Below are 12,112 nucleotides of genomic sequence, written 5' to 3' on the forward strand. Positions count from 1 at the left end.
GTTTGCCACTAGGCTAGGAAGAGCAAGCTCCTCTTCGCCCCGTTCGACTTGCATGTGTTAAGCACGCCGCCAGCGTTCGTCCTGAGCCAGGATCAAACTCTCCAAAAAATTATTTTGAAGAACCTGAATGGCTCTTAAAGTTTCTAGAATTACCTTTTAATAAAGGAATTTCATAGTTTTGCACAAACTATTATGTATGTTTACTGTTTATATAAACAGTACCATCATCTGGCTTGAATCATGTGTGCATGATTCTTGTTGCATTGTTTAGTTTTCAAAGAACACTCTCGCTCTCTCAAAAGCTCTCGCTTCGTGAAGCGACTTGTTTAGTATATCTTTTTCACAGTAGTCTGTCAAGAACTTTTTATTTTTTATTTTCAAAGTATCTTTCAGACTATTAAGCTATACCACGTCATTGCCATTACTGTCCATCTCTGCGTTATTGGCGACGACTTGTCCTATATTACATGTTTTCGATTAAGATGTCAACACAAATTTATTTTTTTTAAATAAATGATGATATTATGTAAACTACCACACTGGCAAGCAGGGCATTTACCACGTTCATCTCTATCCCCATACCAAAGAGATTTACTGCCCAAATGGCTGCAGAACCAACAATAAGTCCAATCACAATGTTTTTGATAATTTTAAATGGCAGCGCAATGAGCTTGCCAATAATATAAATACAAATAGCCAACGCCACAAATCCTAAAAAAGTAAGCATATTATTTCCTCCAAAACACTTGCAGGCTGACGTGCGCCAGCCTGCAAATGAAAAATTACAATTCTATTCTATTTTCCATGGCCCTGGAAAGAGTAACCTCATCCGCATATTCCAAATCGCCGCCCACCGGCAAGCCATGGGCAATGCGAGTAACCTTCACCCCGATCGGTTTCAGCAACTTAGCTATATACATTGCAGTTGCCTCCCCCTCCACATTAGGGTTCGTAGCCATGATAATTTCCTTCACCCTGTCATCATGAAGCCTGTTTAGCAGCTCCTTAATTTTGAGATTTTCCGGGCCTACCCCCTCAAGAGGTGACAATGCACCGTGAAGTACATGATATACCCCCTTGAAATCTCGCATTCTTTCCATGGCAGCCACATCCTGCGGCTGCTCCACCACGCAAATAACAGAATGATCCCGAGCTTCAGATTTGCATATATGACAAGGGTCCTCATCACTTAAATTAAAGCAAACCTTGCAATAACCTATTTTTTCCTTGGCACGCATAATAGCACCAGCCAGACCTCTGGCTTTTTCCATATCCATATCTAAAACATGATAGGCCAACCGCACTGCGGTCTTGTTGCCAATGCCAGGCAGGGCACGAAAATGCTCGATTAGTTCTGCCAAGGGTGCTATATACTGCATTGATTAAAACATCCCTGGAGGAAGACCAAGACCACCAGTGAGCTTGCCCATCTCGCTGGCCATCATTTCGTCCACCTTCTTGGAAGCCTCATTGAAAGCAGCTGCCAACAAATCCTGGAGCATTTCTACATCCTCAGGATCCACAGCGGCCGGATCAATTACGATTCCCTTTACTTCCTTTTCACCATTCATGGTAATCTTAACGGCACCGCCACCTGCAGTTACATCTACAGTCTTCTGCTTCAGCTCCTCCTGCATTGCTGTCATCTGTTTCTGGAGCTTCTGCATTTTCTTCATCATGCCGTTCATGTTGTTCATGCCACCCATACCACCAAACATTAATTTATTCCTCCTTAAATATACGAAAAATTATTTGTAAACATCATACGCTAATGCTATCAAAATATAGTTTATGCGTCAAATTCAAAAAACTATTGCAAATCCTCAGGGTGCACAAAGCCATCCCCAAATACATCCACTGCTTTATCAAGGCGCTCCTTTTCATCATCCTGCAGCTCACTAATTCCAAAATCGTCATCCGTTGGCGGTGGCACATCCTCCTGAATATCACCCTTTCTCGGAGTTGGTTCCGGAACATTTTCCACCTCCTGGCAAACCAGACTTAGATTTAGTCCGCTGACGCCATTAAAAGCTTCCTCGATATTTTTTCTATATATGCGCTCCAAAAGGCCCTTTATAACCCCCTTTGGGGTACCAAGAACAAACTGCACATCATTTAATCCCATAAATGTACAATTCTGAAGGCAGGCCATAACCTGCTCTTTGCCTGTAGATCTAAGATTATCCAACGTTCTATGCCAAAGCTCAACACCGTCTTCAGTAATATTGGCTGCCACCTGAATTGGTTTGGCTACAGCGGTAGTCACCTTTGCTACTGAAGGCATCGTGGCAACTGAATCCTTCACAGTTCCACCATTACCGGCAGCTCCACCGCTCTTTAACATCCCCATCACACGGGCCAGCTTTGCCTCCAGCTGAGCAATGCGACCCTCATCCACTGACTGGACAGACGAACCCATGCCCATTGTACTAGCTGTATTCATAAGGTTATCCCGCTGACAAATTTCCAGTAATGCTGCCTCCACTGCAATTCTTGGCTGCGGAGACCATTTCACCTCATTAGTTGCCTCATGAATGCGACGAATTATCCAAACAATCTGTTCCTGTGTAAAACCCGCGGCCTGTTTCTTAATAGACTCATCTGTCTGGCTGTAGTAATCAACACCATCAACAAGACCTGCCGCTTTAAATATCATAAGTCCTCTAAAATGTATCCCCAACTCTCCGAGAACCTGCTGCAAATCCTTTCCAGTCCTAATTATTTCATCCACCATAGTAAGTACAGCTGCGGCATCTTTGGACTGCAGTGCACCTACCAGCTTATCCAACCATTCCTTTCCTACAAGTCCCAAAAGCTGCTGAACCCTGTCTATTGTCAGACTCTGTTCAGAAAGGGCAATGCATTGATCAAGGATACTTAAAGCATCACGCATACCGCCATCAGCTTTAACAGCAATCATCCGCAGGGCATCGTCCTCCACCTCTATATCCATATCCGCCACTACCGTCTTCAACCGATTGAAAATATCTTCAATTGTAATTCGCTTGAAATCATAGCGCTGACAGCGTGACTGAATAGTGGCAGGTACTTTATAAACCTCCGTTGTAGCCATAATGAATACCACATGGGCAGGAGGCTCCTCCAAAGTCTTCAGCAAAGCGTTAAATGCATCCCGGCTCAGCATGTGAACCTCATCAATAATATATACCTTATACCGGCCATTTACTGGTGCAAATTTTACTGTCTCCCGCAAATCACGTATTTCATCAATACCGCGATTTGATGCCGCATCTACCTCAAATACATCCATGGAACTGCCGGAATTAATCCGCTGACAGGCTTCACACTTATTACAAGGTTCAGTAGTGGGTCCATGCTCACAGTTAAGGGCCTTAGCCAGAATCCTTGCCGTACTGGTTTTACCAGTACCCCGTGGACCGGTAAATAAATAGGCATGGCCTATTCTGCCGCTTTTAATGGCATTTGCCAAGGTCCGACTCACGTGGTCCTGTCCCACCAGATTGGCAAAGTTATCAGGACGCCATTTTCTATATAGAGCCATATAAGCCATATTCCTGCACCTCCTAAACATACACGGTTATTATACCATACCAGTCTATTTTTCGGCATAAAAAAAGCCCTACCTAAAAGGTAAGGAAAGTCTTTCCAACATTGGGCCACAGTACCCAGGCTACCTCACGGCACAGACAACGATTCACTTATCGCTGCTTCCTTCCGGACCTGACGAGGTTCATGAGGCTGCCTTGCGCGAGACCAAGACACTGCGGTCCAATCTTAGAAAGACCGCTTGTAAAAATACAACTTATTTTAAGATATAAAAATGGCGGAGAGTGAGAGATTCGAACTCTCGGTACAGTAACCCGTACACACGCTTTCCAGGCGTGCTCCTTCAACCACTCGGACAACTCTCCACTTGTTTGAATAAGTATAAAAACTATTCAGTTGTTGTCGGCTCATCACGACAAGACATAGTTTAACAAACAAAAAGTAACTTGTCAACAACTTTTTTGCAAAAAAAGTAAAGGACTTTTATATACCGAAAAAGCCCTTACTTTCTCTATACTGTATCAAAATCGTATTAGTACATGAATTCATCTTCTGCCAGATAAAGCACAAATGATCCAAAATCTGTCGCTATACGCATGGCCACCAAGCTGCTGGCCATAGGGCAGGAATTACGTCCAATTCTTGGCGTATCCAAATCCATGTCCATATCTGGGCCTGACTGTTCGACAATGAACAAACCATTAATTACATTTACAAACTCCGTCAGACTATCCTCAGCCAGTTCGTCAATGTTTTCAAACCTTTCGCCACTGTATCGATTTGCCATCTCCAAAAAAGAATCCTCATTGGTCAGAATAGCAGCAGATACCGAAATGGCACCTCCCATACTCTGAGAAACAATAAGAGAATCTTCAAAAACTGGCTCAGCCGGCTCAGTAAGAACAACCGCATCCGTGTCCATAAATCGCTGCAATGCACCTACAAACATCTCTGCATATTTTCCATAGGCCTCATCTACAGGGTTCAGGCCATCGTATGTGTGGACAATCCTTTTTACTGCATCAGCAACAGGATGAACATCTTCCGGGTCACTCTCACGGAAGCAATGGTTTAAAGTTTTTATATCTGCCAGCTTTTCATCCAGCAAAACCTGGGCCATTCGGGCTGCCCTGTCCGGACTCTCATCCTTTAAGGATGCCACCTGGTCGGCGGACAAAAAAGCCTTTTCCACTATTGTCTTGGCTGCATCATTCGAACCTGCCAGTTCATCGATTTGTGCATCTGACAATAAACCTTTTTGGACAGCCAAAACATGTAACTGAGGAACAGCGTGGGCTGATTTGGGCATTACATAACCGATATTGCTGGATTCCAAAACACCGGTATTTAACAAATACTGCGAAAAGTATCTATTTCCCATTCTCCTCAACCTTTCTGCGGATTCTCTCAACAGCCTGTCTGATCTGATCAGAAGTATATGGCTTCTGAATGAAATCCAAGGCTCCCAGTTCCAAAGTCTCCTTCAACTTCTGGGATGTTCCAGCAGAAGAAAGCATGATAATAGGTATATCAGGATTAACCTCTTTTATTACTTGGAGTGCTTCAATACCTCCAACCTCAGGCATAACGATGTCAAGGATAACACCATCTGGCTGCTCCTGAAGATCCTTCATAATGGCTTCCTTGCCATTTTCTGCCTCAATAACTTCACAGCCGAGTTGCTCCAATTCTGCACGAAGCTTCTTTCTAAGCAGTTTTGAATCATCAGTAATAAGGATTTTTAACTTATCAGCCATTTATGCCACCTCCCTTTCCCATATATTGTAATTATATCACAATTTTACAATTTAAGTCATTTTATAAAATTCTCTACTTAACGAAATATTCCTGCTGACTTTTCTTTAAAATAAGACTTTTTTGTCTTTTAATTTCCCCCAACACAAAGACAGCCCCTCAAAATGAGGAGCTGCCCTTGCAAAAGGAATTGTATTGGTTGAAAGTTAGGCTCTTAATCTTTTCCGGCAATACCTGGAGTGGTCATGGCTGCTGGGGCCAAAATCTTATCGATTTCTTCCTTGGTGAGAAGGCCCTTTTCCAGAACAACCTCTCTGATAGGACGACCAGTATTATATGCTTCCTTGGCCATCATAGCAGAATTCTCATAACCTACATGAGGCAACAGAGCAGTTACGATACCAACACTTCTGTCAATCCACATCTGGCACTGCTCCTTATTAGGCTCCAGCTTCAACAGGAGCTTGTCAACGAAGCCATCAATTGCATTAGTGAGATAGTTGATTGAGTTGAACATATTAAAGGCCATAACAGGCTCCATAACATTCAACTCAAACTGACCATTTTCTACGCCCAAGGTAACAGCAAGATCATTGCCGATAACCTGATAGCAGGTCTGATTCAATACCTCTGCGATAACCGGATTTACCTTACCTGGCATAATGGAGGAACCTGGCTGACGCATAGGCAGCTTCAACTCGTAATAACCGCAGCGAGGACCAGAGGCCATCATACGGAAGTCATTACACATCTTAATAATTACTAATGCTGTGTTCTTCAAAGCGGAAGAAACATCAGCAAAGCCGTCAGTATTGTTGGTAGCATCAATCATGTTGTCGGCAGTCTTATAGGTTTCACCAGTAACCTCGCTAAGGGATTTGGCAACATTAATAATGTACTGTGGCTCTGCATTTAAGCCAGTACCTACAGCAGTACCACCCATGTTTACATAATGAATAGTATCAAGGGCGTGCTGAATACGCTCTATACCACGACGGATGGAAGACGCATAAGAATTCATTTCCTGCCCAAGGGTAATAGGAACAGCATCCTGCAGATGAGTACGGCCCATCTTAACGATATCCTTATACTCCTCACCCTTCTTTTCAAGCTCATCAACCAGACGATTCAGGGACTTAATCAACTTCTTGCCCTTGTGGTTCAGACAAACCTTAATAGCTGTTGGGAATGTATCATTGGTGGACTGGGCCATATTACCATGGTTGTTTGGAGAAATAATGTCATAACGCCCCTTGGCCTCACCAGTCAACTCCAAAGCACGATTACAAAGCACCTCATTCATGTTCATGTTAAATGATGTACCGGCACCGCCCTGAATAGGATCTACAGGGAACTGATCCAACAGCTTGCCCTCTATAATCTCATCAGCAGCCTGAAGCAGTGCCTTACCAATTTTTTCCGGCATACGACCAGTGGACAAATTAGCAAGTACAGTTGCCTTCTTTACCTTTGCCATAGCCTGAACGAAATCACTGTCTACCCGCTGCCCAGTAATTTTAAAGTTCTCGATAGCACGCAAAGTCTGTACACCATAGTAAACATCATCTGGAACTTCCAATTCGCCTAAGAAATCGTGTTCTTTTCTCATCTTATTCTCTCCTTTTTTGCCTTATTTTTTCTTTTTGTACGCTCTTGTATTTTGTATACAAATCTCCTTACTCTGAGAATAACACCTTATTATGCAAATTGCAAGAGATTTTACAAAAAATTCTGTCAGTTTTTGCATAACAGGAAATCTTTCCTACTTTTACAAAAACAAAACCCCGGAATCTCTCTATATAAAGACTCCGAGGTTATTCAGATTTTTCATGTTCTTTGTTTCTGTTTTTCCTTCCGAATCCGCTTGGTCTCATACATTGTCTTGTCGGCACGACGGGCAACATCGATTACAGCTGGGTCATTTTCCGGGTCGTATACCGCCACTCCCATGGTTACATTAGCCTGTTCCCATTCGTGTTCAGCTGCTGCACGTACTTCCTCCCGATTTTTCCGGAACTGATTAAACAGCTTCTCTCTGTCACGGAAATCATTTCTTTCCAGAATAACGGCAAATTCATCGCCACCAATGCGGAAAACCGGACTATTCGGGAAGGAGCGGCATATTAACTGGCTGGCGGTTTTTATATAGATATCCCCTTTATCATGACCGTAAAAATCATTGATATGTTTGAGGTTATCACAGTCGAATACACCGATAGCAAATTCAAGTCCCTCTACATTGTTGTCAATCAAATCCTGTATTTTTTGCATATAAGCTCCGTAGGCTGCTTTGTTCCCCACGGAAGTCATGGCATCTATATAAATCTTTTTATGTAGGCTGTCTATATTATCCCTTGTCTTCTCTACCAGCCCTCTGAAGCTCCTGGTAAGTATCCCAATCTCATCATTGCCGTTATCTTCCAATACTACATCGTAATTTCCGTTGGCAACCTGCTGAGCCACGTTGGTAAGATCATGGAGTGGCTTGGTAATACGCTTGGCAAAGTTCATCATCACAAAGCTTGCCAGCAGCAGCAAAATAAAGGAAACAGACAAGGTGAGTACAATCAGCCTTTGCCATACTCTATTTATTTCCCCTAGTGGTACCGTCACATAGAGACGCATACCATTTCTCAAAGGAAGCCACACAGCCTCCTTCTGTGTGCCATCGAACCAATATTGTATATGATGATCACCTTTCACCTCTGCAGGAGAATCTATGGCAAGTTTTTCACCATATTGTAAGGTAGAATCCATTTGAGGATGGTAAATGATATTGGAATTATCATCGAGAATAAAGGCATAGCCATTCTCAAAAAGACTGATTTTTTTCACCTCGTTGGCCAGGGTCTCATAATCTATTTCCATACCCACTACGCCGACAAATTGTCCATGACTGTAAACGGGAACATTGTAGGAAATAACCCTGATATCCAGATTTTCTGTATAATAAGGCGGTAGCCATACCCCTTTTTTTAAGGCTTTGGGATGGGTAAACCAGACCAAGGCAGAAGTGTCATTGGTATCATATTGGGTTATGTCCGTTACTTTATGCTCCCTAAATTCCTCTCCATGATCCTTAACATACCAAAAGCCTGGATGTTCTTTTGAAAATTCAGGATCAAGGCGAAAATAATAGGTCAGGACGCCATGAGTATTATTAGCAACCTTATTAAACAGATGGCGCACGCTTTCGACCTCACTATCCAACTGTTCAGGCGGCATATGCTCGAAGTTGTCCTGTACGAGGGTAGATACCGTCTCTACAGACCGCTCCACTCCATCAAAATAGGTTTCCAAATTCATAGCACCAGATGTGCATTTCAGATGAAGCATCTGGTCAGCATCGCGTTTGCCCAAAGTCTGTATAGAGTAAACCCCAATATATGTGGCTATGCATAAAGCTACAACAATCGCACTTAACGTCAGTAAGGTAAATTTTGTTCGTATGGAATGCATATAAATGCCCCCTTTACAAAGGTTCCTAATCGTATGTATTCAACATTGAAAAGAAAAAACCTTTTTTAGGTGAAACTTTTTTATTATTTTATAATACATCATACATCGTATATTTTTTGTGTTTTTTTGACATTTTTACCTTTTATTCCATCTAATCCATACCCTGTCCCCATTTTACAAATAGCTTGATTTAGAAATTATCACCATTTTTCTTACAAGCTCATAATCAGCAGTGAAAAAACAAAAACCTCGGAGCCCTTATTTCTAAAGACTTCGAGGTTATTTTCATCTGGTGCGAATGGCGGGAGTCGAACCCACGGCCCTCTGCTTAGGAGGCAGATGCTCTATCCATCTGAGCTACATCCGCAACAGTGTTATTGTACACTTTCTACATTATCCTTGTCAATTTTAAATAAATCTGCTGTAAAGCTTATATCCTCCAACTGACGCTGTCTGGTTTCCACGCCCATGGTCAATACCACCAGAGAAACCACAATGAGGACACCGGCAAACATGAGAAATACATTGCCGATTCCCAGCTGATTTGCCAGCATAATACCAACTAAAGCAGGTGCTATCATGCCCCCAATTCGTCCAAAGCCTGCTGCCCAGCCACTGCCCAAGGCACGAATAGATGTTGGATACAGCTCCGGAGTATAGGTATAAATAACCCCCCAAGCACCAAGGTTGAAGAAAGACATGGTAGCTCCCCATAAAAGCAGTGTCTCAGGAGAAGCTGCATTTCCAAAGAAGTAGCTTGCCACACCACTCATAAGGAGGAATATGGACAGGGTATACTTTCTGCCAATCACATCCACCAACCACGCGGCGCAATAATATCCTGGCAGCTGGGCAATAGTCATGATTAAAACATACTCAAAGGTTTTTACCACCGCAAATCCCTGCTGGAATACGATAGAAGGGAGCCACATAAAAATACCGTAGTAGCTGTAAACAATCCCAAACCATGCCAACCACAGCATAATAGTACGTTTCATATAGTTGCTGTTAAAAAGACTTAACGGACCAGGAGTCTTTTCATTGGTGCTACCCATTTCTGCCGCAGTGAGAGATTTTTCAAATGGTTTGCTTATTACATGGAGCTTCTTCTCCAAGTCAAGAATAATCTCCTTGGCTTCTTCAATCTTATTTTTGGAAATAAGATATCGTACAGACTCAGGCATATGGAGTCTGATAAGGAACACATAAAGTGCAGGCAGAGTACCAATTACAAATGCTATTTTCCAACCAAACTGAGGAATTATCATATAAGAAATGCAGGCAGCTACCAGCCAGCCAATACCCCAGAAGCTCTCCAAAAGCACGATAAAACGTCCACGCAGTTTTGTTGGGGCGTACTCAGACATGAGAGTAGCAGCCACAGGCAGTTCGCCACCCAAGCCAAAGCCGACCAAGAATCTAAAAAACAGTAATGATTCATAGCTCCATGCCAAGGCACACATGCCAGTAGCCAAAGCATACATCAACACAGTAATGGTAAATACCTTCTTGCGACCAATGCGGTCAGCCAAGGTCCCGGAAATAACAGCACCAAGAGCCATACCAATAAGGCCAATACTTCCAATCCAGCCCATCTGCTCCGGGGACAACCCCCATTCCTTGGCAAGTACAGGAAGTACAAAGGCTATAAGACCTGTATCCATGCTATCAAAGAGCCATCCTAGCCCTGTTACCAGTAACAACTTATAATGAAAGGAGCCCACAGGCATTCTTTCCAATCTGTCTAAAATCATACATTACATCTCCTTACACAGGTGTCTTGACAGTTATAAATACACTGACATAAAATTTACACCCATATAAAGAAAAAATCAAGAAAAAAATACAAATTCTATCAAATTTTGCATCAGATAAAAAAATTCCCCCAGCTTACACTGAGGGAATTCATTTCAATATTATTTTGCTTTACGCAGATATACTCTGGCGTATTCTACATCTCCCAGAAGCTGCCATTCATCTGCATTAAAATCCTTCTCGAAGGAATCATATCTCTTTTCGTGAAGGATTAAGTACACATCCTTGTCTGCAGGGATTTCTTCCAACGCCATAAACGGCATTACGTTCTTGGCATTCCAGCTCTTGCCGTCCGGCAGCATTCCCGGAATATCCTTTGCATGCGCTAATGCGTACGCAATCTTATCTCCATAGAATACGGCTGATGTCCTGTAATCGCCATGGATTACCAGCACATCATCATCCTTGATCTGATCCTTATATACTGCCGCCACTTCCTTATAGGAATATCCCTTGGTATTGCATACAGGAGCCGCCACCGCGAAAGTCAGCACCGCATATACCACCAGCATCACAGCCACAGTACGCTTTACCAGAGTTTCCCTTTTGTAGAGATAGCATGCCATTAAGATGGCAATAGGCAAAAGCCCTGGTAATGTATAGGTGGTATACTTTGTGGCCATACACTGATAGAAAATATTTACTATCAGGGCCCATGTCAGCAAAAATCCTGCAGGCATATCAAGCTGCGGCAGCTGCTGTCGCTTAATAGCTTTCCAGATTGCCGCCGGCAATGTCCAACACCAAGGCAAACAGCCAGCAAAGAAAATCATGGTGTAGTACCACCAAACATTCCATTGTTCATGCTCAGACTGGGTAGCTCTCAGGAAATTGTGAACCCCAAGAAAGTTATTGATAAAATCCATGCCGTGAATGGTATACATGGCATAATACCAGCTGCCGGCAGTAATAATATACAGAGCCAATCCCAAAATCCATTTCAGTCTGAGAATTTCCCTGAAATCACGTCTTATACAAAGATAAACAAGTATGATAAATCCTGGAAGTAAAATTCCAATAGGCCCCTTATCCAAGGTAGCAAGCCCTGCCAGAATATAACAGAGATAATACCAGCTTCTCCTGCCAGTGCTGTAGCCCATATAGAAGGCCATCAAAACGCCATTGAAGAAAACAAACAGCGTCAAATCAGTGATAATCGTTTTTGAAAGGAGCCAATATTCAAAGCAGGTCCCTAAAATCCCTGCAGCAATAAGACCTGTCTTACGGTCATATATAGTCTTGGCAAAAAGATAGGTCAGCATTAATCCAAGTGCTCCAAATACCCCTGGGAAAAATCTTGCAGCAAATTCATTAACGCCAAAAAGCTTATATGCTACTATAAGCTCCCAGTAGAAAAATGCTGGTTTATCATACCAGTAATTTCCATAAATTCTTGGGGAAACATAATCCCCGGAGCGAAGCATTTCCAGTGCGGTAAGGGTATAGTTGGACTCAACAGGATCTGTTACTGCAATGGCCCAGTTTCCCAGCAAATATAGCGCCAGACCTACAATACCAATAATGGAAAGATCTAGTTTGGTTGTGTTCATTAAAT

At 42.7% G+C, this 12,112-nt stretch carries 10 protein-coding genes, 2 tRNA genes, 1 rRNA gene and 1 other RNA gene; all 14 read right to left on the reverse strand.

The annotated features are described in order from the left end of the window. A 16S ribosomal RNA gene (locus T355_RS0111405) occupies positions 1-108 on the reverse strand; the annotation flags it as partial. Positions 109-505: 397 nt separating this feature from the next. Next, a complete protein-coding gene (locus T355_RS0111410; protein ID WP_051555558.1) occupies positions 506-727 on the reverse strand; it encodes a pro-sigmaK processing inhibitor BofA family protein in 222 nt (73 codons plus the stop codon). A 55-nt stretch (positions 728-782) separates the two neighbouring features. Next, positions 783-1,379 (reverse strand): recombination mediator RecR, encoded by a 597-nt coding sequence (gene recR / locus T355_RS0111415; protein ID WP_027397870.1) that lies wholly within the window; start codon positions 1,377-1,379, stop codon positions 783-785. Positions 1,380-1,382: 3 nt separating this feature from the next. Further along, positions 1,383-1,718 (reverse strand): YbaB/EbfC family nucleoid-associated protein, encoded by a 336-nt coding sequence (locus tag T355_RS0111420; RefSeq protein ID WP_027397871.1) that lies wholly within the window; start codon positions 1,716-1,718, stop codon positions 1,383-1,385. Positions 1,719-1,810: 92 nt separating this feature from the next. Further along, entirely contained in the window at positions 1,811-3,532 is a 1,722-nt protein-coding gene (gene dnaX, locus T355_RS0111425) for a DNA polymerase III subunit gamma/tau (protein ID WP_027397872.1), read from the reverse strand. A gap of 110 nt (positions 3,533-3,642) precedes the next feature. Beyond that, an RNA gene (ffs, locus tag T355_RS15065) (signal recognition particle sRNA small type) lies at positions 3,643-3,742 on the reverse strand. Between the two features lie 61 nt (positions 3,743-3,803). Further along, positions 3,804-3,893 (reverse strand) — tRNA-Ser (locus T355_RS0111430). Positions 3,894-4,060: 167 nt separating this feature from the next. Next, positions 4,061-4,909, reverse strand: a complete 849-nt coding sequence (locus T355_RS14865) for a chemotaxis protein CheX (protein ID WP_155851726.1) — start codon at positions 4,907-4,909, stop codon at positions 4,061-4,063. Then, complete coding sequence (locus T355_RS0111440; RefSeq protein ID WP_027397873.1) at positions 4,899-5,285, reverse strand: response regulator; 387 nt, start codon at positions 5,283-5,285, stop codon at positions 4,899-4,901. The genes T355_RS14865 and T355_RS0111440 overlap by 11 nt, the downstream gene beginning before the upstream one ends. Before the next feature lie 212 nt (positions 5,286-5,497). Next, the gene (locus tag T355_RS0111445; protein WP_027397874.1) at positions 5,498-6,892 is read right to left on the reverse strand and encodes an aspartate ammonia-lyase; all 1,395 of its coding nucleotides are present in this window, start codon (positions 6,890-6,892) and stop codon (positions 5,498-5,500) included. A 218-nt stretch (positions 6,893-7,110) separates the two neighbouring features. Then, positions 7,111-8,742: a sensor domain-containing diguanylate cyclase gene (locus T355_RS0111450; RefSeq protein ID WP_027397875.1), complete on the reverse strand. Its 1,632-nt coding sequence runs from the start codon at positions 8,740-8,742 to the stop codon at positions 7,111-7,113. 290 nt (positions 8,743-9,032) lie between these two features. Continuing rightward, a tRNA-Arg gene (locus T355_RS0111455) sits at positions 9,033-9,109 on the reverse strand. 7 nt (positions 9,110-9,116) lie between these two features. Next, positions 9,117-10,496 (reverse strand): MFS transporter, encoded by a 1,380-nt coding sequence (locus T355_RS0111460; protein WP_027397876.1) that lies wholly within the window; start codon positions 10,494-10,496, stop codon positions 9,117-9,119. Positions 10,497-10,658: 162 nt separating this feature from the next. Further along, positions 10,659-12,107, reverse strand: a complete 1,449-nt coding sequence (locus T355_RS0111465) for an ArnT family glycosyltransferase (protein WP_027397877.1) — start codon at positions 12,105-12,107, stop codon at positions 10,659-10,661. Between the last annotated feature and the right edge of the window lie 5 nt (positions 12,108-12,112).

Origin of the sequence: Anaerovibrio lipolyticus LB2005 (genome assembly GCF_000621545.1) — a bacterium.
Classification (GTDB): Bacteria; Bacillota; Negativicutes; order Selenomonadales; family Selenomonadaceae; genus Anaerovibrio; species Anaerovibrio lipolyticus_A.